19 protein-coding genes and 2 tRNA genes are annotated in these 26,289 nt (G+C 62.6%); 14 read left to right on the top strand and 7 right to left on the bottom strand.

Features of this window, described 5'->3' with window-relative positions:
• Positions 1-53: 53 nt before the first annotated feature.
• On the top strand, positions 54-1,247 hold the full coding sequence (locus WIR04_RS06150) for a transporter (RefSeq protein ID WP_025327770.1): 1,194 nt from the start codon (positions 54-56) through the stop codon (positions 1,245-1,247).
• A 461-nt stretch (positions 1,248-1,708) separates the two neighbouring features.
• Here WIR04_RS06150 and WIR04_RS06145 read toward each other — a convergent pair whose 3' ends face one another.
• On the bottom strand, positions 1,709-2,986 hold the full coding sequence (locus tag WIR04_RS06145; protein ID WP_338891252.1) for an FAD-binding oxidoreductase: 1,278 nt from the start codon (positions 2,984-2,986) through the stop codon (positions 1,709-1,711).
• Positions 2,987-3,035: 49 nt separating this feature from the next.
• The gene (gene puuR, locus WIR04_RS06140) at positions 3,036-3,647 is read right to left on the bottom strand and encodes an HTH-type transcriptional regulator PuuR (protein WP_025327772.1); all 612 of its coding nucleotides are present in this window, start codon (positions 3,645-3,647) and stop codon (positions 3,036-3,038) included.
• Positions 3,648-3,956: 309 nt separating this feature from the next.
• Here puuR and WIR04_RS06135 point away from each other — a divergent pair, with 309 nt between their 5' ends.
• The 4 genes from WIR04_RS06135 to WIR04_RS06120 all read left to right on the top strand — a co-directional run bounded on the left by WIR04_RS06135 (position 3,957) and on the right by WIR04_RS06120 (position 10,277).
• Entirely contained in the window at positions 3,957-5,420 is a 1,464-nt protein-coding gene (locus WIR04_RS06135; RefSeq protein ID WP_338891249.1) for an NAD-dependent succinate-semialdehyde dehydrogenase, read from the top strand.
• Positions 5,421-5,651: 231 nt separating this feature from the next.
• Positions 5,652-6,950 carry a 4-aminobutyrate--2-oxoglutarate transaminase gene (gabT, locus tag WIR04_RS06130; RefSeq protein ID WP_338891247.1) on the top strand — a complete coding sequence of 433 codons (1,299 nt, stop codon included), beginning with the start codon at positions 5,652-5,654 and terminating at the stop codon, positions 6,948-6,950.
• Between the two features lie 201 nt (positions 6,951-7,151).
• Complete coding sequence (locus WIR04_RS06125) at positions 7,152-8,531, top strand: APC family permease (RefSeq protein ID WP_338891245.1); 1,380 nt, start codon at positions 7,152-7,154, stop codon at positions 8,529-8,531.
• Between the two features lie 435 nt (positions 8,532-8,966).
• Positions 8,967-10,277 carry an APC family permease gene (locus WIR04_RS06120; RefSeq protein WP_374048934.1) on the top strand — a complete coding sequence of 437 codons (1,311 nt, stop codon included), beginning with the start codon at positions 8,967-8,969 and terminating at the stop codon, positions 10,275-10,277.
• Between the two features lie 78 nt (positions 10,278-10,355).
• Here the strand turns inward: WIR04_RS06120 and WIR04_RS06115 are convergent, their stop codons facing one another.
• Positions 10,356-10,748 carry a hypothetical protein gene (locus tag WIR04_RS06115; protein ID WP_338891243.1) on the bottom strand — a complete coding sequence of 131 codons (393 nt, stop codon included), beginning with the start codon at positions 10,746-10,748 and terminating at the stop codon, positions 10,356-10,358.
• A 250-nt stretch (positions 10,749-10,998) separates the two neighbouring features.
• Between WIR04_RS06115 and WIR04_RS06110 the strand changes: the two genes are divergently transcribed.
• From WIR04_RS06110 to WIR04_RS06095, 4 genes are all read left to right on the top strand, one after another.
• Positions 10,999-12,153: a Na/Pi cotransporter family protein gene (locus WIR04_RS06110; protein ID WP_338891241.1), complete on the top strand. Its 1,155-nt coding sequence runs from the start codon at positions 10,999-11,001 to the stop codon at positions 12,151-12,153.
• A gap of 153 nt (positions 12,154-12,306) precedes the next feature.
• Entirely contained in the window at positions 12,307-12,777 is a 471-nt protein-coding gene (locus tag WIR04_RS06105; protein ID WP_338891239.1) for an FKBP-type peptidyl-prolyl cis-trans isomerase, read from the top strand.
• Between the two features lie 272 nt (positions 12,778-13,049).
• Positions 13,050-13,817: a class III extradiol ring-cleavage dioxygenase gene (locus WIR04_RS06100; RefSeq protein ID WP_338891237.1), complete on the top strand. Its 768-nt coding sequence runs from the start codon at positions 13,050-13,052 to the stop codon at positions 13,815-13,817.
• A 160-nt stretch (positions 13,818-13,977) separates the two neighbouring features.
• Positions 13,978-17,193: a response regulator gene (locus WIR04_RS06095; RefSeq protein WP_338891236.1), complete on the top strand. Its 3,216-nt coding sequence runs from the start codon at positions 13,978-13,980 to the stop codon at positions 17,191-17,193.
• 172 nt (positions 17,194-17,365) lie between these two features.
• Here WIR04_RS06095 and WIR04_RS06090 read toward each other — a convergent pair whose 3' ends face one another.
• Positions 17,366-17,566, bottom strand: coding sequence for a YbfA family protein (locus WIR04_RS06090; RefSeq protein WP_025327782.1), 201 nt, complete (start codon positions 17,564-17,566; stop codon positions 17,366-17,368).
• Between the two features lie 214 nt (positions 17,567-17,780).
• Between WIR04_RS06090 and WIR04_RS06085 the strand changes: the two genes are divergently transcribed.
• The gene (locus WIR04_RS06085) at positions 17,781-18,074 is read left to right on the top strand and encodes a hypothetical protein (RefSeq protein WP_338891233.1); all 294 of its coding nucleotides are present in this window, start codon (positions 17,781-17,783) and stop codon (positions 18,072-18,074) included.
• Between the two features lie 75 nt (positions 18,075-18,149).
• On the opposite strand, the gene WIR04_RS06080 is transcribed toward WIR04_RS06085, so the two are convergent.
• Positions 18,150-18,223, bottom strand: a tRNA-Cys gene (locus WIR04_RS06080).
• A gap of 57 nt (positions 18,224-18,280) precedes the next feature.
• Positions 18,281-18,356: transfer RNA gene (locus tag WIR04_RS06075), tRNA-Gly, on the bottom strand.
• A 248-nt stretch (positions 18,357-18,604) separates the two neighbouring features.
• On the opposite strand from WIR04_RS06075, the gene WIR04_RS06070 reads away from it, so the two are divergent.
• On the top strand, positions 18,605-22,042 hold the full coding sequence (locus tag WIR04_RS06070) for an ATP-binding protein (RefSeq protein WP_338891232.1): 3,438 nt from the start codon (positions 18,605-18,607) through the stop codon (positions 22,040-22,042).
• A 99-nt stretch (positions 22,043-22,141) separates the two neighbouring features.
• On the opposite strand, the gene WIR04_RS06065 is transcribed toward WIR04_RS06070, so the two are convergent.
• Entirely contained in the window at positions 22,142-23,026 is an 885-nt protein-coding gene (locus WIR04_RS06065; protein ID WP_338891230.1) for a LysR family transcriptional regulator, read from the bottom strand.
• Positions 23,027-23,233: 207 nt separating this feature from the next.
• Here WIR04_RS06065 and WIR04_RS06060 point away from each other — a divergent pair, with 207 nt between their 5' ends.
• The 3 genes from WIR04_RS06060 (at position 23,234) to WIR04_RS06050 (ending at position 26,059) form a co-directional block, all read left to right on the top strand.
• Positions 23,234-24,307: an alpha/beta hydrolase gene (locus WIR04_RS06060; protein ID WP_338891228.1), complete on the top strand. Its 1,074-nt coding sequence runs from the start codon at positions 23,234-23,236 to the stop codon at positions 24,305-24,307.
• A 174-nt stretch (positions 24,308-24,481) separates the two neighbouring features.
• Positions 24,482-24,832 (top strand): cyclophilin-like fold protein, encoded by a 351-nt coding sequence (locus WIR04_RS06055; protein WP_338891226.1) that lies wholly within the window; start codon positions 24,482-24,484, stop codon positions 24,830-24,832.
• Between the two features lie 33 nt (positions 24,833-24,865).
• Positions 24,866-26,059, top strand: a complete 1,194-nt coding sequence (locus tag WIR04_RS06050; RefSeq protein ID WP_338891224.1) for an MFS transporter — start codon at positions 24,866-24,868, stop codon at positions 26,057-26,059.
• The last annotated feature ends 230 nt before the right edge of the window (positions 26,060-26,289 follow it).

Here is a 26,289-nt window from a genome sequence, read left to right as displayed (position 1 = left end):
AATCCCATGGACTGAACTATAAAAAGGATAATAAACAACAAGGACGTATCTCGATGAAACAGTCTACCGTGCTGTTGATTGCACTGACCCCTTTCGCCTGCTGGGGCGCGACCGCAGAGGAAGAGGCCCTACAACAACAGCTTGATCAGCTGCGTCAGCAATTGATCCAGCAAAATCAGGCACTCCATCAGTTACAGGCCCGCCTGGAGGCCGTCAAGGCCACCGGTGCGACCACAGTCGCCGCAGAAGGGGCTGCCGCCGCGGCCCCCTCCCAACCTGACCCGGCTCGCCGGGCCCCCGAAGTCGGTCGCAGTACCGAAGACCTGATGATCGAGCAGCACAACGTATTCGATCGTGCCTTGACCCTCGACTTCGGCCTCTCTTATCAGCACTACAATCGCAAGGATCTCGCCCTGCGCGGTTTTCTTGCCCTGGACGCCATCTTCCTTGGCGAAATCAATCTGGACAGAGTCCGCTCCGATCAATGGACGGCAGACCTGGTGACCCGTTACACCCTCAATGATCGCTGGCAGCTGGAACTGGCCGTGCCCTATATGTATCGCAACACCAACTACCAGAGCACTGGCAAGGAGAACTCCAGCCGTGAGTTTGAGGAGCAGACCGTCAGCGATGGCGGGCTCGGCGATCTCAGCCTCGCCATCTACTACAGAGTCCTGGCCGAGGATGAAGATTGGCCGGATCTGGTCTGGAACCTGCGGGCCAAGGCGCCGACCGGCAAGGATCCCTACGGGATAGAGATCATGACCTCGGAGTCCGGCAACCTGATGGTCCCCAAGGATCTCGCCACCGGCAACGGGCTTTGGCAGCTGTCCACCGGCTTCTCCCTGGTCAAGACCATGGACCCCGCCATCCTGTTCGCCAACCTCAACTATGGCCACAGCCTCAAGCAAGACTTTGACGATGTCTCCTACCAGCCCGGCGATCAGCCAGGCAGCATCCAGCTCGGTGACTGGTATGAATATGGATTGGGGGTCGCGTTTGCACTGAACGAGCGCTTCAGCCTCTCCTTCAACATCAACCAGCGCATCACCCTCGAATCCAGCCAGGGAGCCGAAGGCTTTGACATGGAGAAGGTCACCGGCTCCGATGCCAACGCCGCCAGTTTCGGCATGGGGTCAACCTGGGCCATTACGGACAAGCTCTCCATGGCGGTCAACTGGTCGGCAGGGCTCACCACGGATGCACCCGACTACAGCATAGGGCTGCGCTTCCCCTATAGATTCTGAGACCGGCGATCCGATAGAACCTGAGCGGGCAGACGATGACCCCACACTATTAAAGCTGGTTCAAGTTGTTCACCCAGAGCAGAGGGGGAGGCATGATGCCTCCCCCTGTCGTTTCATCTGCCTTCTGGCTGCCAGCGCTCACCTGCTGGCAGCTTAGTCACCCTGAGAGGAGTGCCTGGGACGCCCTCCCACTCAACGCAATTCAGCCCAACAGGGAGTGGCTTCCCCCTATTTGGCCGCCATATCACCAAAAGCGCAGGTCCCTCGCCATTCGGCAGTCATGACGCCATAGTGCGATCATCGTTTATGAGCCCCCCCAGTTTTTCTTGCAGGGTAGGCAGTCTCCTGCGGTGCAGGAAATGGCTTGCCACTCTCCATAATGCGGCCGCCGAATCACCAGAAGCCCATGCCCTTCACCATTCGGCAGTCATGACGCCATAGCGCTATGCCGTTTATGGGCGTCACACCCCCAGCCTGTCTCGCAGGGTATACCAGGCGGCCCCCGCGGCGGTGAAGGGGATGCGGAACAGCCGCCCACCCGGGAAGGGGTAGTGCGGCAGCTTGGCGAAGGCATCGAAGCGCTCCGCCTGACCACTCAACACTTCCGAGAGCAGCTTGCCCGCCAGATGGGTACAGGTCACGCCGTGGCCGCTGTAACCCTGCATGTAGTAGATGTTGTGACCGATACGGCCAAACTGCGGCAGGCGCGACAGGGTCAAGAGGAAGTTGCCGGTCCAGGTGTACTCCACCTTGACGTCCGCCAGCTGCGGGAAGGTCTTGAGCATCTTGGGGATGATCAGCCGTTCTATGTCTGCCGGATCCCGCGCCCCATAGACAACGCCGCCGCCGTAGATCAGCCGGTGATCCCCTGTGGTTCTGTAGTAGTCGAGCAGGTAGTTGCAATCTTCCAGGCAGTAGTTCTGCGGCAGCAGGGCGCGAGCCCGCTCCTCCCCCAGCACCTCGGTGGCGATGACTTGCGTGCCGCACGGCATGCTCTTGCTCGCGAGCTCCGGCACCAGATTGCCGAGATAGGCGTTGCCGGCCACCACCACGAAGCGCGCCTTCACCGCCCCCTTGGCCGTCTTCACCTGGGCAATCTGGCCCGGAGTGATGCTGGTGACGGCGGATTGCTCGAAGATGCGGCCCCCCAGGGTGCGGATGGCTTCCGCTTCCCCCAGCGCCAGGTTGAGGGGGTGGATATGACCACCGCGCTTGTCCAGCAGGGCGCCGACGTAGCGATCGCTTGCCACCACCTCACGCACCCCTTCGGCATCGAGCAGCTCCAGCTGATCGTTGCCCCACTTCTGCCAGCGGGCATGTTGTGCCTTGAGCTCGTGGAGCTGCTTCTGGGTCTCGGCGGCAAAGACACCGCCCTGCTGCAGATCGCACTGGATGTTGTAGCGCTGGATCCGCTCGCGGATGATGTCTCCCCCCTCAAACAACATGGAGCCGAGCAGCCTGGCCTGATCCGGCGGGCAGTTCGCTTCTATGGTGTCGATGTCGCGGCTGTAGGAGTTGACGATCTGGCCGCCGTTGCGGCCGCTGGCGCCAAACCCCACCCTGGCCGCCTCCAGCACCACCACCTTGTAACCTTTCTCCACCAGGTGCAGGGCGCTGGAGAGGCCGGTATACCCGGCCCCTATGACACAGACGTCGCACTCAAGCTGCTCGGTGAGCGTCGGGTAGGGGGCGTGCGGGTTGGCACTGGCTGCGTAGTAACTCTTTACATGTTCGGTCATGATCCCTGTTTCCTTACCGGTTCGTTTCCAATGTTCGTGCTGTTGAATGTCAAAAGCTGGCGGGGGTGTGGGCGCTGACGATGCGGCAGACCTGCCCCGACGGATTGCTGAAGCTGTGGGGTTCGCCGGTGTCGATCACATAGCTGTCTCCGGCGCTGAGCTGATAGGTCTGCCCGGCCAGGCTCAGCACGACCGACCCCTCCAGCACTGTGCCCACCTCCTCCCCCAGGTGCTTGACCTGCCCTCCGGTGTCCGTGCCCGGGGCATAGGTCTCCAGCATGAAGCCGAGCTGGCGACGATTGTTGCCGTTGTGCACCAGCTTCATGGAGACCCCCTGGCTGCCCAGCTCGATGAGCTGCTCCGCCTTGATCACCACGCTCGGCGCCCGCGCCTCCTCCTCGGCGAAGAAGCGGGAGAGCGGCAGCTCGTAGACGCTGAGCAATTTTTGCAACGAGGCGACCGAGGGGCTCACCTTGTTCTGCTCTATCATGCAGATGGCGCCGTGAGTCAGGCCGCTCAGCTCGGCGGCCCGGCGCTGGGAGAGCCCGAGGCGACGGCGCAAGAGGGCGAGCCGCTCCCCCATGGTTTTATCCATCCCTTTGTCAGACAAGGGGTTATCCGTCATGGTCTGCCACTGGACCTCGCCTTGTGGTTGCTGCATCCCCACCTCCTTGTATGGCCATTCGAATACCTTGTGGCGACTGGTTAAAATAATGCGTCAATCCCGGCACCCTGTTCGCTATCCTGCACAGCCAAGTATGTTCATTATTTTGCACACCTCACCGGATGAGAAACGCTAGAATCGTCCTGAGAGCCCCATTTCTAGCATGCACCGCACCATTCACTCAAATATATTTAACACTTGAAAAACATTTCGGCTCACTTTATGGTCGTTAGGTGCTTATTATTCTATACGGTGGCACCACGGGATGAGTTGGCCACCCAGACCCACAATCGAGGCTTCCTATCTATGTCAGCATCACAACCCGCACTCTCCCTGATCAAGTCCCTTGCCTATATAGATGGCCGCTGGTGCGAGGCCCATGGCGGACAACGATTCGAGGTCCTGAACCCGGCGACCGGCCAGCTCATCACCCAGGTACCCGACATGGGCGAGGCGGACACCCGGCTCGCCATAGCGGCGGCTCACAATGCCCAGCCCGCCTGGGCCGCCCTCACCGCCAAGGAGCGCGGCAGCCGGCTCCACACCTGGTTCGAACTGATCATGGCCAACCAGGATGAACTGGCCCGCATCATGACCTGCGAGCAGGGCAAACCGCTCGCCGAGGCCAAGGGCGAGGTGGCCTACGGTGCCAGCTTCATCCAGTGGTTCGCGGAAGAGGGCAAACGCGCCTATGGCCGCACCATTCCCGGTTTCTCCGGCGACCGGCGCCTGGCCACCATCAAGCAGCCGGTGGGCGTGGTGGCCGCCATCACCCCCTGGAACTTCCCCATCGCCATGATCACCCGCAAGGCCGGCCCTGCACTGGCCGCCGGTTGCACCATCGTCATCAAGCCCGCCGCCGAGACACCGCTGTGCGCGCTGGCGCTGGCAGCCCTGGCCGAGCAGGCGGGCATTCCCGCCGGGGTCATCAACATAGTCACCTCCCATCAGGCCTCGGTCGTGGGCGACGAGCTGTGCCGCAACCCCAAGGTGCGCAAGCTCTCCTTCACCGGCTCCACCCGCATCGGCAAGCTGCTGATGCGCCAGTGCGCCGATACCATGAAGCGGCTCTCCCTGGAGCTGGGTGGCAACGCCCCCTTCATCGTGTTTGACGATGCCGACCTCGACGCCGCCGTGGCCGGGGCACTCGCCTCCAAATACCGCAACGCCGGCCAGACCTGCGTCTGTGCCAACCGCATCCTGGTGCAGGCCAGCGTCCATGACGCCTTCGCCGAGAAGCTGGCCGCCGCGGTGCGCGCCTTCAAGGTGGGGGATGGCATGGGTGAAGGCACCCAGATCGGCCCCCTCATCAATGCCGCCGCCGCCGACAAGGTCGCCTCCCTGGTCAGCCAGGCCGAGGCCGCCGGGGCCAGTGTGCTGGTGGGGGGGCAAGCCCACCCCGCCGGCCCGCTCTTCTACCACCCCACCATCCTGACCGGCGTGACCCGGGACAACCCCATACTGCAGGAAGAGATCTTCGGCCCCGTCGCCCCCCTGGTGCGCTTCGAGACCGAGGCCGAGGCCATCGCCATCGCCAACGACACCCCTTATGGCCTGGCCGCCTACTTCTATGGCCGGGACGTTGCCCGGGTGTGGCGGGTGGCCGAGCAGCTGGAATACGGCATGGTGGGCATCAACGAGGGGATCATCTCGACCGAGCTGGCCCCCTTTGGCGGCATCAAGGAGTCGGGACTGGGTCGGGAAGGGGCGGCAGAGGGGCTGGAGGAGTACCTCGAGACCAAATACCTCTGCTTTGGCGGCATCCGTTGATGCCCATGCCCCGCAGAGGCATCGCTGAAAAAGATGCCTCTGACACCCGTCCATCGTTTTTATAGATAGACATGGGCGCCAGCTCGGCCTCACGAGAGCCTCGACGGCGCCCTGCGGTACGCCACCCGCGCCCCGCACCAGACATGCCGCCCTGCCAGATGGCAGTGCGCGGTTCAATCGACGAGCAGATTGCACAGGAATATCAGGGGCCATGCCCCTCAGGGAGGAAAGATGAGTCAGTCAGAACAGCATTCAAACCAGGCGTGGCAAGCGCGCCGCGAAGCGGCCGTGGTACAGGGCGTCGGCACCCTGCTGCCGGTCTTCATCGACCGGGCGCAAAACGCCGAGCTGTGGGACGTGGAGGGCAACCGTTACATCGATTTTGCCTCCGGCATCGCCGTGCTCAACACCGGCCACAACCACCCCAAGGTGGTCGCCGCCGTGCGCGAGCAGCTCGAGAAGTTCAGCCACACCTGCTTCCAGGTCACCCCCTACCCGGGCTATATCAAGCTTGCCGAGAAGCTCAACGCCCTGGTGCCGGGCCCGACCCCCAAGCGTACCCTCTTCCTCTCCACCGGTGCCGAGGCGGTGGAGAACGCCATCAAGATAGCCCGCGCCCACACCGGCCGCAGCGGCACCATCGCCTTCAAGGGCGGCTTCCACGGCCGCACCATGATGGGTATGGCGCTCACCGGCAAGGTGGTGCCCTACAAGACCGGCTTCGGCCCCTTCCCGGGGGAGGTCTATCACCTCCCCTTCCCGGCCGACTACCTGGGGGTGAGCGAGGCCGATGCCCTTGCGGCGCTGGATCTCTGCTTCAGCGCCGACATCGAACCGGCCCGGGTGGCCGCCATCATCATAGAGCCGGTGCAGGGTGAGGGTGGCTTCTATGTCGCCTCCCCGAGCTTCCTGCAAGCGCTGCGCAAGATCTGCGATCAGCACGGCATACTGCTCATCTGCGACGAGATCCAGACAGGTTTCTGTCGCACCGGCAAGACCTTCGCCACCGAATACAGCGGCGTCGAGCCGGACATCATGACCCTCGCCAAGAGCCTGGCCGGCGGCTTCCCGCTCTCCGCCGTGGTGGGCAAGAGCGAGGTGATGAACGCCGCCAAGCCAGGTGGCCTGGGGGGTACCTATGCGGGCTCCCCCATCGCCTGCGCCGCCGCCCTGGCGGTGCTGGAGGTCATCGAGGAGGAGCGCCTGAACCAGCAGGCCCTGGTGCAGGGGGAGCAGATCAAGGCGCGCCTGCACCAGCTGGCGGAGCGATTTGACAGCATAGGCAACATCCGCGGCCCCGGCGCCATGGTGGCCATGGAGCTGGTCAAGGGGCGCGATGCCATCAAACCGGACCCGGATCTCACCAAACGGCTGGTGGCAGAGGCAGGCAAACGGGGCCTGGTGCTGCTGGCCTGCGGCGTGCGTGCCAACGTCATCCGCTTCCTCGCCCCCCTCACCGCCTCCCCGGCGCTGATCGACGAGGGACTCGACCTGCTGGAGCAGGCGCTGGCCGCCGCCAGTCAGGGCTAGTGCCCACGTTTCTCGCTGGCACGAACAATATCGTCAGATAACGACAGGCCGTCCATCGCGGATGGCCTGCTTATACGGTATCATCTCGCCCCCAAAAAATGATGGCAGGAGCACTTGGCTCCCTCAGTGACCAGTCACCCTGTCATGGGGCCCTGCTCGGCAGGCAGGCCCTTCACCACTGCATTCTTAGGAGACGGCCCCATGGCCCCACGCCCTGCGCGACTGAAACAAACCCTGACCCTGTGGCAAGTGGTCGTGATGGGCCTGGCCTACATGACCCCCATGGTGGTGTTCGATACCTTCGGCATCGTCACCGACATCACCCAGGGTCATGTCACCACCGCCTACCTGCTGGCCCTGGTCGGGGTGCTCTTCACCGCCTCCAGCTACAGCAAGATGGTGCGTCACTACCCGATCGCGGGCTCGGCCTACACCTATGCCCAGCGGGAGTTCTCCCCCGTGGTGGGCTTCATGGTGGGCTGGTCCTCCCTGCTCGACTACATCTTCCTGCCGATGATCAACATGCTGCTGGCCAAGATCTATCTGAGCGCCCTCTTCCCCGGCGTCGAGCCCTGGATCTTCATCCTCGGCATGACGGTGCTGATGACCGCCATCAACCTGCGCGGCATCGATCTGGTGGCTAACCTCAACGGCCTCATCATCTTCATCCAGGTGGCCATCATGCTGGTCTTCCTCGGCCTGCTCGCTCATGGGGTCTATCAGGGGGAAGGGTTCGGCACCCTCAGCCTGCAGCCCATCTACAGCAGCAGCACAGAGATCTTGCCGCTGCTGACCGGGGCCACCATCCTCTGCTTCTCCTTCCTCGGCTTCGACAGCCTGAGCGCCCTCTCCGAGGAGACCCCGGAGGCCGGCAAGGTGATCCCCAGGGCCATCATCCTGACCGCCCTGCTTGGCGGCCTCATCTTCGTGGTGGTGGCCTATGCCCTGCAGCTCTACTTCCCGGATGCCTCCCGCTTCAAGGCGCCGGACGCCGTGCTGCCGGAGATCGCCCTCTACGTCGGCGGCAAGCTGTTCCAGAGCGTGGTGCTGGTCTGTGCCTGCGTGGCGGTGCTGGCCTCGGGGCTCTCCTCCCACGCCGGGGTCTCCCGCATCCTCTACGTGATGGGACGGGACAAGGTGCTGCCCCAGCGCACCTTCGGCTACATCCATCCCAAGTGGCGCACCCCGGTGTTCAACATACTGCTGGTGGGCCTGCTGGCCTTGTCGGCCGTCAGCTTCGATCTGGAGATCGCCCTGGCGCTGATCAACTTTGGCGCCCTGGTGGCCTTCACCGTGGTCAATCTGTCGGTGATCTCCTGCTACTACCTGCGTCAGGGGCGCAACAAAACCTGGCAGGATCGCCTGCAATACCTGGTGCTGCCCCTGCTCGGGGCAGGGACTGTGGCCATACTCTGGCTCAACCTGGAGCAGACCTCCCTGGTGCTGGGGCTGATCTGGGCCGCCATCGGCGGGATTTACCTGTTTTTGCGCACCACCGTCTGGCGGGTCTCGCTACCGAGCCAGCAGGCGGCAAGCCTTGCCAGCAGCGGGCTGGCCCCCCTGTCGTCGACCCCGGAATAGGCGCGGTTTTTTGATGTAAACCCTGTCCTTGTGCATTCTCTTGCCGGGAATGCCGATCCTGGCTTGTCATCCCCCCCCATCTGGGGCAAAATGCGCGCCGATTTGAATAACCGATGTGATCCTCACATCGGTTATTTTTCATTTTGAAAACAAGTGTCTACTTCGAGGCCGGAACCATTCCGGAAATGATATCTAGGTTCAGATGAACCTAATGCCGCAATGAGGAAAAACATGGGGCTCTTATTGGCTTTGTCTCCGGTTGTCACCGGAACCTGCTTTGGTCGCCGCGCGACCAACGTCTGTGGTTTGCATACCGATCCGCTGCGGATGCGAGAAACCAGTCCCATGGCCTCACGCCATTCCACCTCCTGCCTGCCGTGCAAGGAGGGAGCCTGAGTGAGCCAGCAACCCGTTCGTCTGAAAAAAACCCTCAGCATGTGGCAGGTGGTGGTGATGGGCCTGGCCTATCTGACCCCCATGGCCGTGTTCGACACCTTCGCCATCGTCGGTGACATCACCGAGGGCCGGGTCGCCACCGCCTACCTGCTGGCATTGGGCGGCATCCTGCTGACCGCCTTCAGCTACGGCCACCTGGTGCGTCGCTTCCCGTCCGCAGGCTCCGCCTACACCTATGCCCAGAAGGTGTTCCACCCCTATGTGGGCTTCATGGTGGGCTGGTCTTCCCTGCTCGACTACATGTTCATGCCGATGATCAACATACTGCTGGCCAAGATCTATCTGACCGCCATGTTCCCGAACGTCGATCCCTGGATCTTCATCTTCGGCCTGGTGACGGTGATGACCTTCCTGAACCTGCGCGGCATCAAGCTGGTGGCCAACCTCAATGGCTTCATCGTCTTTATCCAGGTTGCCATCATCCTCACCTTCCTCGGCCTCATCGCCTGGGGACTGCTGCACGGCGAAGGAACCGGCACCCTGCTGAGCAGCCGCCCCTTCCACGTTGAGTCCGCCGGCATGCTGCCGCTGTTCACCGGCGCCACCATTCTCTGCTTCTCCTTCCTCGGCTTCGACGGCCTGAGCTCCCTGTCGGAAGAGACCCCGAACGCCGGCAAGGTGATCCCCCGTGCCATAGTGCTGACCGCGCTCATCGGCGGCATCATCTTCGTCACCGTCTCCTACAGCCTGCAGCTCTTCTTCCCGGACCTGGCCCGCTTCAAGGAGCCGGATGCCGTGCTGCCTGAGATCGCCCTCTACGTCGGCGGCACCCTGTTCCAGAGCGTGGTGCTGGTGTGCACCACGGCGGCCGTGCTCGCCTCCGGCATGGCGGCCCACGCCGGCGTCTCGCGCATCCTCTACGTGATGGGGCGCGATCGCATGATCCCGGAGCGGGTGTTCGGCTACATCCACCCCACCTGGCGCACCCCGGCCATCAACGTGCTGCTGGTGGGGGCCCTGGCCCTCTCCGCGGTGTCCTTCGATCTGGACATGGCGCTGGCGCTGGTGAACTTCGGCGCCCTGGTGGCCTTCACCTTCGTCAACCTGTCGGTCATCGGCCAGTTCTGGGTGCGCGAGCAGCGCAACAAGAGCCTGAAGGAGCACCTGCTGTTCCTGGTGCTGCCGCTGCTGGGGGCCGCCACCATAGGCGCGCTCTGGATCAACCTGGAGCAGAGCTCCCTGGAGCTTGGCCTCATCTGGGCGGGGATCGGGGTCACCTACCTCTTCCTGCGCCTGGCGGTGTTCCGCATCCCCTTCCGTCAGTACGAGGAAACGGCCGACGGCCAGTAAGCCCGGCCGGACGACAGCCAAACAGAAGGGGAGCCCATGGCTCCCCTTCTTGCATGCAGACCTGTGCCGGACTATCCCTCACCCCTGGTTGATCACCGCGGTGGCGGCCGCCTTGACCGGATCCTTGGCCACGGCTTTGACATCCTTGCGGGTCTGGTTGACCTTGTCCTGAGTCTGTTTCAGCTCGGCGGTCTGCTTGTCCAGGGCCGCACCGGTGTTCTGCTTTGCCTCTTTCAGGCCCGCCGTCTTCTTGTCCAGCACGCCCGTGGTGGTGTTCTTCACCTCGGCCTTGGCCTTCTCCTTCTGCTGACGCACCAGCTTGTCCGCATCGCAGTTGCCCTTGACCCCCAGGGTCGCATTCATCGCCTCGTTTCTGGCCGCCTTGTCGAGGTTGCACTCGGACTTGAACACGCTGGCCTGCGCACCGGCAGACAGCAGACCCAGAGAGAGACACAAAACCCATGCACGCATCATCACTTCCTCAGTTTGAAGACAGGAAAGCCTGACAGCATATAACCCTGGGATCTCGGTGCAAGGGCGGGGGCCGACTCTGTGCCGGATGGCGCCATATCGCCGTTTGCTCCGACACTTTTTGTCTGCGACGCCCCCTGCCGCCCTGTCACCAAAACATCATAAAAGTGTCACTTTGTCATATTTCTGTCATGGAGCGCTGCTGTAATGCGCCCGTCCATTTCAACGCAGAACGACCCCAAGAGGCCATATGCACAGCACCGCATCTTCCGCACCCCAGCAGACCCGCCGTCCCGGCCCCCTGTTCAACTGGCTCGCGGTGATCACGCTGATCTACCTGATCCTGGTCGCCGTTGGCGCCGTCTCCCACGGCTTCAAGGGCTTCTCCGGCGGCGCCGAGGGCGCGGCCCAGATCTTCGCTTTCGCCAACAACCCCTTCGTCGCCCTGCTGCTCGGCATCCTGGCCACCGCCCTGGTGCAATCCTCCAGCACTGTCACCTCGGTGATCGTCGGCCTGGTGGCCGGTGGCCTGCCCATGGAGATGGCCATCCCCATGGTGATGGGGGCCAACCTCGGCACCACCATCACCAACACCATCGTTTCCCTCGGCCACATCCGGGACAGAGGCGAGTTTCGCCGCGCCTTCGCCGCCGCCACAGTACACGACTTCTTCAACCTGCTGGCGGTCTTCATCTTCCTGCCCCTTGAGCTGATGTTCGGCCTGCTGCAGCAAAGCGCCGAGTGGATCTCAGTCCTGCTGATGGGCTCCGCCGACATGTCGATGAAGGGGATGGACTTCATGAAGCCCCTCATCTCGCCGTCGCTGGATCTCATCGACGCGGTCGTAGCCTTCCTGCCGGGCAAGGGCCCCGCCATCGCCACCATCGTCATCGGCATACTGCTGATCCTGGGTTGCGTCACCAGCCTCGGCAAGGTGCTGCAACGGGTCATGGTGGGCCGCGCCAAGGAGCTGCTGCACAAGGCCCTGGGCCGTGGCCCCCTGACCGGCATCGCCTCCGGTACCCTGATGACGGTGATGGTGCAGTCCTCCTCCACCACCACCAGCCTGATGATCCCCCTGGCCGGCGGCGGCGTCTTCACCACCCGTCAGCTCTACCCCTTCACCCTGGGGGCCAACATAGGCACCACCATCACAGCCCTGCTGGCCGCCACCGCCATCAGCGGTGCCGGTGCCCAGCTGGCGCTGACCATCGCCCTGGTCCACGTGCTGTTCAACCTGTTTGCCGTGGTGCTCATCTACGGGGTCCCTTTCCTGCGGGAGCTGCCCATCAAGGCCGCCGAGACCCTGGCCAGGGTCGGCAGCGAGAACAAGCTGCTGGCGCTGGGCTATGTGGCCGGGCTCTTCTTCGCCCTGCCCGCCCTGATGATGGTGGCGGCGAAGTAAGCTGCCACCTTGAAACCAGGGGGCCAGATCCTGGCCCCCTGATCCTCTGCCAGCCTCGTCAGATCCCCCTGCGTCCCACTCGCCCTCCCTCCCCAACTGGGATAAGATGCCGTTCTCATTGCACTCTTTGCATTTCAGGGAATAGGAAAACCGATGAAATTCATTCTGATCGCCTTGCTCGTCGCCGGGGTGGCCTACTACCTCTACTCCAGCAGCAACAACAAGAAACTGGCCGAAGAGAACGTGCGCAAGGGCGCCGAGTTCCTCGCCAGCAACAAGGAGAAGCCCCTGGTGACCACCACGGCCTCCGGCCTGCAGTACGAAGTGCTGACCCAGGGCAGCGGCACTGTTCACCCCACCGCCACCAGCAAGGTGAAGGTGCACTACGAGGGCAAGCTGCTGGACGGCACCGTATTCGACAGCTCGGTCGCCCGCGGCGAGCCCATCGAGTTTGGCCTCAATCAGGTGATAAAGGGCTGGACCGAAGGGGTGCAGCTGATGGTGGAAGGGGAGAAGACCCGCTTCTACATCCCCGCCAACCTGGCCTATGGCGACAGGGCTGCCGGTAAAATTCCACCTGGCTCGGTGCTGATCTTCGACGTGGAGCTGCTGGGTATTCAGTAAGGCTTCTGGCTCGGCCACCACCAGGCGAGAGCCCGCCGGGCATCCAGCAATAACCGGCTGATGAAGAACAACGGGGCCAGCATGGCGATGCTGGCCCCGTTGTTTTAGGCTCATCTCCCGTCTTCATCTATCAACTCATAGTGAACAGTGCTTATACATATTGCCACATTGTTAACTTCCTATCGGGGGCAGATAATGACCCCATCGTCAGTGGCCCCTTGCCCTGACCCGGCCATGCTCTGCGTGCCGGCCTCATTGATAGGAGTCTCCCTATGGCTATCGCCCCCGTCTGGTTCATCTCCCACGGCGCCCCGGATCTGGTGCTGCGGGATCAGCCTGCCACCCAGTTCCTGAAACAGCTGCGCCTTGAGGGCGTCAGGGGACTGGTGGTGATCTCGGCCCACTGGTTCAGCCGCAGCGAGCTGCAGCTCAACGTCGAGCCGAGCCCGGCCCTGATGTACGACTTCTACGGCTTCCCCGAGCCCCTCTATCAAATCCGCTGGCCGGCCAAGAGCCCCCAGTGGCTGCAGGAGGCGGTGGGCGATCAGCTGCTGCTGGCGGGCCTGCCCGCCACTGCGGTACACCGGGAGCTGGATCACGGGGTCTGGTCGCCCCTCTCCCTGATGGATCCCCAGAGCGAACTCCCCCTGGTGCAGCTCTCCATCCCGGCTGGCTTCACCCCGGCCCAGCTGTGGCAACTGGGGGAGGCGCTGCAGGGCCTGCGCGCCCAGGGCATAGGCATCCTCGCCTCCGGCGCCATCACCCACAACCTGAGGGCGCTCGGGCCGGACGACAGCCCGGTGCCACGCTGGGCAAGCGCCTTCGTGCACTGGCTGGAGCAGACCATGGATGAGGGTGACAGGGCGGCGCTGGAAGATTATCGGGCCCGGGCACCTGGCGCCGTGGAGTCCCATCCCCATGACGATCACCTGCGCCCGCTGTTCGTGGCGCTCGGGGCGGCGGGAAGCGACAGGCCGAACAGGCTGCACCAGAGCTGGGATTACGGCAGCCTTTATATGGGCGCCTACCGGTTCGGCTGATCCCGCCCCCCCTGGACAAGGATGGCGGCTCATGCCGCCATCCTTGTGCCTTTCATGCTGGCTACGGCCAAATAAGGGACTCGTTATAGCCATTTTCCGGTAGAATGGCCGCCTTTGACCCAGACCCGGCAAGGATGGCTGTCCCGTTCCAGGTGGCATGATGAACCTCTATCGATCACTGATCCTGCTCTGTCTGCTGTTCATCCAGCCTGCGCTGGCCTTGACCCTGCACAGCCGTCACGACCCCGAGATAGTCCCTCCCCGCTGGTCCAAGGCCGAGCAGGGCTGGTTGCGGCAGGCAAGGCAGCTGCGGGTCGGGCTCCTCGCAGAGGATTACCGCCCCTTCAGCATGATCGTCTCCCGGCACAGGTTCGAGGGGATCTCCGCCGATTACCTCGGCATCCTCGCCCATCTGCTGCAAAAACCCCTGTCACTGCACCGCTTCGCCGACAAGGAGAGCGCCCTGCTCGCCCTGCGCCGGGGAGAAATCGATCTGGTCAACCTCGGCAACCTGACCCTGGCGGACACCGAGGCCTCCGGGATCCGGCTCAGCCGGCCCTACTTCAGCAGCGCCCTGGTCTTCTCGACCCCCAAACCCTATCAGGGTCCCCTGCTGACCCCGGGCCAGCGCGTCGCCGCCGTTGCGGGGCAGATTGATCCCCAGAGGTTCAGGCTCTACTACCCCACCCTCACCCTGGTGACCCACCCCTCCAACATGGAGGCCTTCGACGCCGTCTTCTTCGGCCGCCAGGAGATACTGCTCAGCGACGCCCACGCCATGCACTATCTCAACAGCGAGCGCTTCGACCACCTCAGGCTGCGCGGCGAGGCACAACCCAGCCTGGCACCGGCCGACTTTCGCTTCGCGCTCTCCGCCCGCGTGCCGGCCCTGCTCGGCCTCATCAACCGCGGCCTGGAGGCCATCGACGACGGGACCCGCAATGCCATCTTCAGCCAGTGGAACGGGCCCATACGTGACATGAATGACAGCGCGAGCGAGCGCTATGACGCCGCCGAGCGGGCCTGGATACGCCAGTCACCCCCCATCAGGGTGTGGCTGATGGACAACCTCTACCCCTATGGCGCCCTGGATCACGACGGCCAGCTCACCGGCATGACGGTCGACATGCTGGCCAAGGTGAGCAAACGCACCGGCCTCTCCTTCGAGTTCATCCGTTTCGACTCCGACCGGCAGCGGGACAAGGCCATCCGATCGGGGCGCCTCGATCTCATCGGTGCCATCTCCCGGCCCGTGGCCGAGCGCTATGGCCTGCGCCCCTCGGTCCCCTATGCCACGGACGACATCTACGTGATCCTCACCCATCAGGGGGAGGAGAGCATTGATTCGCTGCAGAGTCTGGCGGGCAAGCGCCTGGGGATCACCCGCTACAACCCGCTCGCCGATCAGCTGGAGGACAGCAGGCTCACCATCATGGAGAGCGCCGAGGAGGCGATGCAGGCCGTCGAGGGGGGCAGGCTGGATGCCGCCATAGTGCCGCTCTATTTTGCCCGCCACGCCCTGGACAATGATCCGCGAACCCGGCTGCGCATCGCGGGGCCCGCCGATGACGAGCCCATCCGGATGGGCTTTGCCAGCCAGCCCGGCAACGAGATGCTGATGAATATCCTCGACAAGACCCTGCTCGCCATCCCGCCCAACGAGCTGGCCATGGTGAGCTACGAGTGGCGCAACCGCAAACTGCCGGTGCCCGGCTTTATCGAGCGCCACGCCCACGCCTTCTACCTGTTGTTTGCGGTACTCTTCGCCCTGGCCCTGGTGCTGCTCTACCGCAACCTCATGCTCAAGCGGCTGGCCCGCGCCGAGCAGGCCTCCCGCCAGCAGCTGGAGGCCCACGTGAGGTTCATCAAGGCGCTCGGGGAGAGCCAGCCCCACCCCATAGTGGTGCGCGACAAGAGCGGCAAGGTATTGCTGTGCAACAGCAAATACCTGGCCCAGCTCGGTGCCCGCCCGGAAGAGGTCATGGGGCACCCCTTCGTCCAGGGACTGGAAGGACTGATCGACTCCCAGAGCATCGCCGCCCTGGAGCAGGACTTTGCCAAGGTGCTGCAGCATGGCCAGCCCATCTTCGTCGATCGGATTTTCAACCGCGAAGGGAGCCAGACCCACATCTATCACTGGATGGTGCCCTACTTCGATGGCGAGGGCGTCATCAGCGGGGTGATCGATGGCTGGATCGACATCACGGACCGCAAGCAGCTGGAGGAGGCCCTGCGCCAGGCCAAGCTGCAGGCCGACAGCGCCAGCCGGGCCAAGAGCGACTTTCTCGCCACCATGAGTCACGAGATCCGTACCCCCATGAACGCCATCCTCGGCATGCTGGAACTCGCCACCGAGGATCCCGCCCTCAGTCGTCACAGCGCCGAGCTGCTGCGCATCGCCGCGGACTCGGCGCACGGTCTGCTGGATCTGCTCGGTGATACCCTGGATATCTCCAGCATAGAGGCGGGCCAGATGACCCTGACCCCGACCCCCTGCGAGCTTACGCCGCTGCTGCTGTCGGTCACCCGGGTGTTCGGGGGCATGGCCGGGCAAAAGGGGGTGGCCTATCGCGTCGAGCTGCCCGGCGCCCCCCTGCCGACTGTGCTGATCGATTCCCTTCGACTGCGCCAGATCCTCTTCAACCTGATCGGCAACGCCATCAAGTTCACGGAGCAGGGCGAGGTGAGCATCAGCGCCGCCCTGACGGGAGACACCCTGCAGGCCCCCGTGCTGCACCTGGTCATCGCAGATACCGGGGTCGGCATCCCGGCGGACAAGCTGCCCCAGCTGTTCACCCCCTTCTACCGTGCGCACTCCCCCCAGCAGTACCCGGGCAGCGGCCTTGGCCTGAACCTGGCCCGCATCCTGTGCCAGATGATGGGAGGAGAGATAGGCATCGACAGCGAGACGGGACGGGGGACCCGCCTCGAGATAAGACTGCCCCTGACCCTGGCCACCCCGGCTCTCCCGCAGGTGACGGCCACCCTCCTCCCTCCCCGGGAGCCAGGGCCCCGGCTGCGGATACTGGTGGTGGATGACAACCATGCCAACCAGATCCTGCTGCGCCAGCAGCTCAAGCACCTGGGACACGAGGTGAGCGTGCGCAGCAACGGGCTGGAGGCCTTGCGCGCCGTCGGCAGCCACCCCTTCGACCTCGTCATCACCGACTGCCAGATGCCGGTGATGGACGGCTTCGAACTGACCCGCAACCTGCGCGCCCGTGGTCATGAGCTGCCGATCTGGGGCTTTACCGCCCACGCCTTGCCCAGGGAGCGGGAGCTCTGCCTGGCCGCCGGCATGAACGACTGCCTGTTCAAGCCCATAGGCCTCGCCCGCCTGCGCGCGGCGCTGGCCGAACTCGGCCGGGAGGCATGACGGGGCGCCATCGGGGGTGTAGAGGGGAGAGAGGTTCTGGATGGCCAAGGCAGGTGCCCACCCGACTGCAAGCCTGGGACTGACTTCTCAGCCATGCGGGAAAGAGGCCCATGCCGGGGGCAGGCCATAAAAAAAGACAGCCTGGGCTGTCTTTTTTCATTGTGGGCAGGGATCAGTAGAAGATCCGCTCCCCGCGTTCGCTCATCTTGAGCCACACCGGCTTGGTGCTGGTCTTGTTCCAGATCCGGTGCAGGTAGCTGTAGAAGCGGGCGCGATCCCGGCGAAACAGCATCACCGGGAAGGCAAGCAGACCCACCATCAGTACGAAGATGCGGCGAAGGATTATCTGAGTCAGGGAGAAGGGATGAAACATGATTTAACGCCTCACTGGTAAGACCACTGAGCAAAGATTACTCCACAAGCTGTAGGATTACTACACCAACAAGCCCCTTTTTTTATAAAAAAACCGCCTAAAAACCAGAAAGTGAAACTGGGTTACATTATTTAACCAAAGAGTAACAAGGCTGGCAAAAACCACGCCTTGGGCAAGAGTTAGAACATGGGCAGGTAAATGGGGAGAAAAGCGCATGAAACTGGCAGACATTGCTGTCCTGAGCGCGCTGGGTCTGCTCGCCTGGTCACAGTGGCAGGAGTGGCGGCTCAACCAGAATGACGCCATCACGTTGGCGTACCAGGGGGTGCCTGTCGTCAGCCTGTGGCAGTGCGGTCAACTGAAGCAGAAGATGGCCGATCTGACCGGCCACGCCGCCGAACTGCAACCTCAGTATCGGGGGCAATCCCTCGACGAGATAAGTCACTATCTGCAAAGAGAGTGGCGCAAGCAGGGCTGCGAGCTGTTATTGACCCAGCAAGGATATTGAACGCAAGGGGATATGCCGAAAGAGGTTTCCGGAATGAAACAGGGCATGGAACAGGAATGAAACTGAGGAAAAAGATGGAGGCACGTTCCGGAGTCGAACCGGACTAAACGGATTTGCAATCCGCTGCATAACCGCTTTGCTAACGCGCCATGCTGACAAGACTGATTGTCTTGAAAGTGATATCCACCGTTGGTGCGATGGAAAATTGGAGCGGGAAACGAGACTCGAACTCGCGACCCCGACCTTGGCAAGGTCGTGCTCTACCAACTGAGCTATTCCCGCCTGACTGCATGATGCCAGTTGCCTGACAACGAGGCGCATTATACGTACCCCGAGCCCGGGCACAACCCTTTTTTATGACTTTGAGCACTTTTACGGAGCGTTTGCTCAGGCTTTAAACGCCTTGCTCAAAATTCCCGCCACGCCCTGTGACCCGACGAGCGAATTTAAGATAAAGCCATTGAAATAGTTAGCCTTTAATCAGAAACTCAAGCCGCTTAGTAACTGGATTCTCAATTGAAAATCACACCATGAAATGGATCTTCAGGCCTCGTGGGCTCAGACCGCAGCTGATGCTGGCTTTCTTCATGTTGGGCCTGGTGCCCTTCCTGGTCGTCACCCTGTTTTTCCTCTACAGCCACGGCAAGGACCTCACCACCCAGACTTCCAACCATCTGGTCTCGGTGCGCAACATCAAGAAGAGCCAGCTGGAAGACTACTTCGGCAACCTCAAAGAGCAGATCATCAACTTCTCCCAACAGGACTTTGCCGGCAACAGTATCGGTCGCTTCTACGGTTTCACCGGGGCCTTCGAAAAGCTCGGCACCACGCCCCAGGAGGCCCGCGCCCGCGCCCAGGCCCGCTATGTGCCCGGCTCCTGGGACAAGCTGCAACAGCCGGACAGCCAGGTGGACATAGAGCCCTCCATCAGCGCCCTGATCCTGGCAGACGAGATGTATGGCCGGGTGCACCAGCGGTTTCACCGCGGCTACGCCGACATGGTGCGCAAGTCCAACTACAGCGACATCTTTCTGGTGGACCTCAACGGCGACGTTGTCTATTCGGTCACCAAGCACCCCAACTTTGCCACCAACCTGCTCTCAGGCCCCTATCAGGCCAGCGGCCTTGGCAACACCTTCGCCAAGATCAAGCGTCGCCTCGACGGCGGCCAGAAGCCCCAGCAGATCTTCGAGTTCACCGACTTTGGCCGCAACGAGCTGACTGGCCAGGTGGTCGCCTATCTGGCCGCCCCCGTGATGCAGTACGACTATGTGCGCGGCGTGGTGATCTTCGAGCTGCTGCCGGACAAGCTCAACCAGATCATGGCGGAGCGGGAGGGGCTCGGCGAGACCGGCGAGACCATCCTCATAGGCCCGGACAAGCGGATGCGCGCCAACGCCTCTCTCGCCCCCGAATTCAGTGTGGAGAACAGCTTCAGCCCCAACTTCCGGCCACTGCAGACACCGCTGGTCATCAAGGCCCTCTCCGGCGAGCAGGGGGTCGGCCCCTTCCTCTCCTATCACGATGACGAGGTGCTGGCCGCCTACACCCAGGTCAAGGTGTTCGACACCGAGTGGGCCTTCATCGCCGAGATCTCCACCAGCGAGGCCTATGCCCCCATCCGCCAGCTGGAGACCCTGGTGATCCTGCTGGGGGCGTGCTCCCTGCTGCTGCTTATCCTGTTCTCACGCTGGCTCTCCCACTCCATCACGGCGCCCCTGCGATCCCTCACCGCCGCCGCCGAGCAGGTGGCCGATGGCGCCCTGGAGCACCCCATCACCATTCCCCGCACCGACGACGACATCGACCGGCTGGCCCAGGCGTTTCGTCACATGCAGCGCTCGGTGAAAGACAAGATTGAGCTTATCGAGCGCCAGACCCAGGAGCTGCAACAGCAGGTCAAGCTGACCCACAAGCAGAACCTCAGCCTGCAACAGGCGGACAAGCTCAAGGACGAGCTCTTGGCCAACACCTCCCACGAGCTGCGCACCCCCATCCACGGCATCAAGGGGATGGCGGAGTCCATGCTTGCCAGTCAGCAGGACCTGACCGAAGGGCAGCAAAATCAGCTCGGCCTCATCATCAAGAGCGCCGACGGCCTGGCCCGGCTGGTGGACGATCTGCTCGACTACCACCAGATGCGCTACGGCCAGCTGGAGATCCATCCCCAGCCGGTCGCCTCCAAGGGGGTAATCCGGCTGGTGCTGGATCTCTGCCAGCACCTGGTGCAGGCCAAGCCCCTCACTCTGGTGGACATCAGCCCGGCCGAGCTGCCGCCGGTGCTGGCGGACGAGCAGCGCCTAGAACAGGTGCTCTACAACCTGGTGGGCAACGCCATCAAGTACACCCCCCAGGGCAAGGTGGTGCTGAGCGCCCAGGTGGAGGGCAATTTCTTGCGCATCAGGGTGACGGACACCGGCATCGGCATTGCCAAAGAGCACCTGGAGCACATCTTCGAGCCCCTGGTGCAGATGAGCCCCGAGGTGAGCAAGCAGGGGGCCGGGCTGGGTCTGTCCATCACCCGCCAGCTGGTGCACCTGATGGGGGGCGAGCTGTTCGTGGAGAGCGAGCCTAGCGTCGGCTCCACCTTCGCCTTCACCCTGCCCCTTGCCAGCGGCAAGGCAGGCAGCCTGACCCTCGACAGCCGCCAGATAGAGCATCAGCTGGTGCGCCAGCAACCCCTCATACTGCCGGACTGGGAGAGCGACGATCTGCCCCCGCCCCCACCAGACGCGCCTCTCATACTGGTGGTGGATGACGAGCCCATCAACCTGCACATACTGCGCCACCTGCTGCAGCCCTGCGGTTACCGCATACTGCCGAGCAGCGACGGCCACGACGCCCTGGCCAAGCTGGCCCAGGAGCCGGTGGATCTCATTCTGCTGGACGTGATGATGCCGACCCTGTCGGGCTTCGACGTCTGTCGCCGGCTGCGCCAGCAGCATCCCAAGGACAAGCTGCCGGTGCTGCTGCTCACCGCCCTCAACCAGCCCAAGGACATCGAAGAGGGCTTCAACGCCGGGGCCAACGACTATCTGGTGAAGCCCTTCTGCAAGGAGGAGCTGTTTGCCCGGGTCAGGGCCCTGCTGGAGGCCAGCGCAGGCCGCGCCTCCCTGGTGGAAAATCACCTGCTCAAGCAGGAGATAGAGCACCGCCTGCGCCTGCAGGCCCAGCTGCATCAGGATCAGGAGCGGCTGCTGGCGCTGCTTGGGGAGGGGGCCGATCCCATGGTCTTCATCGACGAGCAGGGGGTGGTGCTGTTTGCCTCCCGCGCCCTGGCCCGCTTGCTGGGCCAGGAGCCGGAAGCCATGGAGGGGCTGCCGCTGGACGAGTGGCTGGCGACCCCGCTGGCGAGCCAGTGGCCCGACATGGTGGCGCGGCCGGAGCAGGATCTGAGCTTCCTGGTGGCGGGCCAGAAGGACGGACTCAATGCCCGGGCCCTGCCCATCAGCCTGGGGGGCCAGCACGCCTTCGCCCTCACCCTCAGCACCGAGCAGCGCCAGGACGACAACAGGGTGATGGCCCTGGAGAACGCCCTAAAGAGCCTGTCGCGCCAGGCCATCATCGAAGACGGCCAGTTGCTGGGTGAGCTGAGCCGGCTGGGGGGCGAGTTCAGATCGCTCGCGGACAACCTCATTCGCCAGCAGGATGACGAACCCTTGCGCCGGGCTCTGGTGGACACCATGCGCCTCACCCTGGATACCTGGCAGCAGAGCACCGGCAAGGGCAAGATAGTGCTGGCGGAGAAGAGCAAGCTGTGGCGCGTCTACATGGACAGATCCAGCCCCCAGACCCGTACTCTCGACAAATACCTGAGCCTGGACACCCTGCCCAAGGCGCCACGCTGGAAGACGGTGGTGGCCAGCGCCGAATACGTGCTCAAGCAGTGCCCCTTGAGCGAGGTGCAGCAGCAGAGCCTGCACCAGAGCACCCAGCTGCTGCGTCAGCTCGCCAGCCGCAAGGGCTGAGCCCCGTCCTGCCGCACGCCATGGGGCCTTGCACAGGACGGCAGGCTCGCCGGCCTGTCGCCGCCACAGGCAGAAACTGCCATCCGTCGGCTTCTGCCTTCAGTGTTTCAGCGTGTCGACGAGGGCTCTCAGGGCGGGTGATACGTTGCGATGAGGGTAGTAAAGATACATACCTTCCAGACGGTGGCTAAACCGCGATAACACCCGGATCAGGGTTCCGCGTTCCAGTTCATCGGTGACCAGCTCCTCAGGTACATAGGCCAACCCCAACCCCATTCTTGCTGCCGCCGCCTCCAAGTAGCTGTCGGAGAAGACCCACTGTCCCTGCGGTCGATGCTTGACGAGTTTGCCCTCCTGCCACAGTTCCCACTGATAGAGACTGCCATCGGCAAACTGGTAGGCAATGCAGGGGTGGACCGCCAGCTCGGCCGGCGTCTGCGGAAAGCCGTATTGCAGAAAATGATCCGGCGTCGCCACCATCACCATCTCCATATCAGGGGTAATGCGCACGGCCACCATCCCCTCGCCCACCTCGCCGCCCAGTCGCACACCGGCATCGAAGCGCTCGTCGATGATGTTCACGAAGCGGCTTTCGCTGATGAGCTCCAGTCGAATGTCAGGATAACGCTGTCTGAAGATGGCCAGCTTGGGCAGCAGCACCTTGTCGATGGCGTGCTGACTGGCGTTGATCCTCACAGTGCCGGAAGGGATGTCGCGAAAATGGGCTAGCGTAGCCAGCCCCGCATCCAGGGACTGAAAGCCGCTCAGTGCCATGCGGTACAACTGCTCGCCAGCCTGGGTCAGTGACAGACTGCGGGTAGTGCGCACCAGCAGTTGCACCCCGAGCCTGGCCTCGAGCTCCCGGATGGTGCGACTGATCCCGGACTGGGCCAGTCCCAGTCTGGCTGCCGCCCGGGTAAAGCTGCCTTCCCGGGCAACCAGCATGAAGACGTGGAGATCGTTGTAATTCTCGCGGCTTGTCATCTTGTTCCACCCATCTATTTTCAGCCAGCCATGGCCTGTTCAACGCCCATTGAACGCCAAATTAATAACTATTTCGCATTAATGTTATCAAAAATACCCGCCTAATCATCACCATCAGTTCTAACTAGAATGCAGTGCCTGGGTCACAACACCATCAAGCCCTCCTCAGGACCACGAATCAGAAATCCGAATTCAAGGAGCTTTACCATGAATGTTCTTCCCAAGAAGCTGACAGCTGTCGCGTCTGCCCTGCTGCTGGGCGCAGCATTAACCGGGGTCTCCACCATGAGCCATGCCCAAACGGCCAATCCCACAGAACCTGTCTCCATGCTGACCCAATGGGACAAGACCTTTGCTCAAAGCGACAAGGTCGAGCATCGCAAGGTGAGCTTCAAGAACCGCTACGGCCTGACCCTGGTCGCCGACCTCTATCTGCCGAAAAATCGGGGGGCTGCCAAGCTCGCCGCGATTGCCTTGGGCGGTCCATTTGGTGCCGTAAAAGAGCAGTCGAGCGGCCTCTATGCCCAGATCCTGGCCGAGCGCGGCTTTGCCACGCTGGCGTTTGATCCCTCCTACACCGGCGAGAGCGGCGGCCAACCGCGCAATGTGGCCTCGCCCGACATCAACACCGAAGACTTCAGTGCCGCCATCGATTTCCTCGGCCTGCAAAAAGAAGTAGACCCTAACCGCATTGGCATCATAGGTATCTGCGGTTGGGGCGGCATGGCCCTCAATGCGACCGCTGTGGACAAGCGGGTCAAAGCCGTGGTCGCCAGTACCATGTACGACATGACCCGCGTCATGTACAAGGGCTACAACGACAGCATGACCCTTGATCAACGAACCAAGGTACTGGAGCAATTGAGTCAACAGCGTTGGCAGGATGCCGAAAACGGTGCGCCAGCCTACCAACCCGCCTACAACACCCTTAAGGGTGGCGAGGCGCAATTTCTGGTGGACTACCACGACTACTACATGACCAAGCGCGGCTACCACCCGAGGGCTGTCAACTCAGGTAACGCATGGACCCAGACCACACCGATCTCGTTTATGAATATGCCGATATTGAGTTACATCAAGGAGATATCGCCACGTCCGCTGCTGCTGGTTCACGGCGAAAAAGCTCATTCACGCTACTTTAGCGAGACCGCTTACGCGGCAGCCAATGAGCCTAAGGAGTTGTACATCGTCAAAGGCGCCAACCACGTCGATCTGTACGATCAGGTGGACAAGATCCCGTTTGACAAGATTGAACAGTTCTTCCAGACCAACCTGAAGTAAGTGCCGAAAACGCGGCGGCCCCTTAGCCGCGTTTTTCTCATCTGACTAATCCGCGCCCATGCAGGGAGACGAATGATGATCAGAGGCATATTCGCCTGTGCGATAACCCTGCTCCTGATGGTGACCTGTGCGTCAGCCGCCACCCGAACAGCAAATCAGAACCCAAGAGAGACCATGAATATCAAGATGACGATCGCCGGCCAGATCATCACGGCCAGGTTGGAAGATAATCACAGCGCCCGGGACTTTTTCGCCATGCTCCCCCTGACACTGCCGATCGAGGATTACGCCGAGACCGAAAAAATTGCCTATCTGCCGCGCAAATTGATCACGCTGGGCGCCCCAAAGGGTATAGACCCGGGCGTGGGGGATCTCACCTATTACGCCCCCTGGGGAAATCTCGCGATCTTCTATCGGGACTTTGGCTATTCAACCGGACTTATCAAGCTGGGGCGCATTGAATCGGGTCTGGATGCCTTGACCGCCCAGCCCTCGGGCGCCCTCACCATTGAAGCCGTCAAATGACGCACCATCATTCCTTCAATATCAGGTCGTGAAATGAAGACTCATCATGCCGCTGTCGAATCCGCCCCCGTGGTACAAGAGCATTGGGGGGCCGTGGGGGCCATGTCCCTCTGCGTGGCCCTGCTGATCGCCGCAGAGTTTATGCCGGTCAGCCTGCTGACCCCGATCGCCCGCGATCTCGGTGTCAGTGATGGTCAGGCGGGCCTTGCCATCTCCATCTCGGGTCTCTTCGCCGTCATCGCCAGCCTGCTGGTCACCCGGGTCTGCGCCCACCATGAGCGGCGCCATGTGCTGATGGTATTGACACTGGTGATGCTGCTATCCCTCATCCTGATCGCGCTGAGCCCCAACTTTGCACTGCTGATGCTGGCCCGGGCCCTGCTCGGGATAGTCATCGGCGGATTCTGGGCACTGGCCACCGCCACCATCATGAGGCTGGTGGCCTCCGACTCGGTACCCAGAGCCCTCGGTCTGATGTACACCGGCAATGCCGTCGCGACCGCCTTTGCCGCTCCGCTCGGCAGTTATCTGGGTGGCATCATCGGCTGGCGGGGCGTGTTCTGGCTGCTAACCCCGCTGGTGGTGCTGAACCTGCTATGGATGGCAGCCAGCCTGCCCTCGATGCGAAGCGAACGCCGCATGGCACAAGCGTTGGGACTGCTGACGCGGCCCAATGTGGCGATGGCCATGCTCGGCGTCATGCTCACCTTTGCTGGCGCCTTCTGTGCGTTTACCTACTTCCGGCCGTTTCTGGAAACGCGTACACAAACAAGCCTGCCGGAGCTCTCCTCCCTGCTGCTGGCACTGGGAATGGCCGGTTTCGTGGGCACCGCAGTGGCCAGCGCCACCCTGCATCGCCACCTCTATCGGCTGCTGCGATGGCTGCCCCTGATACTTGGTCTCATCACCCTTGGCCTGCTCACCATGCAGCACTCCTTCTGGGGCGTCGCGCTGATGCTGACCCTGTGGGGCGCCATCAATGCCGCCATTCCAGTGGCCTGGTCCGCCTGGATAGCCCGGGGGATCCAGGATGCCCCCGAGAGTGGTGGCGGCCTCATCGTTGCCGCCATCCAGCTCTCCATCATGCTGGGAGCTGGCATCGGAGGCTGGCTGCTCGATCACTACACCATAGACGCCACCTTGACTGGCAGCGCTGTGCTGTTGATGGTGGCCACGCTGGTGGTAGGCAGCGGCAAGCGGCTGCAACCTGCCCAGATGAACGGATAACGGGAAGAACGGATGAGGATCCGCTCCCAGACCCGGCCCGCTCAGGTGCCGCACCTGGCCGCACGAGCGATGTGAGCGAATGCCTACGGACTGGTCACGAACGATGACTCGCTTTTTCAGCCGCCTTGCGGCTGTTTTTTGTCTTGGACAGATGGCGAAGGGGATCCCCGGGCGGGGCCTGTACAGGCGACGATCACGGACAAGCTCAGCTCGCCAGCCGCAAGGGCTGA

Origin of the sequence: Aeromonas rivipollensis, from assembly GCF_037811135.1 — a bacterium.
Taxonomy (GTDB): domain Bacteria; phylum Pseudomonadota; class Gammaproteobacteria; order Enterobacterales; family Aeromonadaceae; genus Aeromonas; species Aeromonas rivipollensis.
The sequence above is the reverse complement of the archived record's forward strand: the minus strand, read 5'-3'. Positions and strand labels throughout refer to the sequence as shown.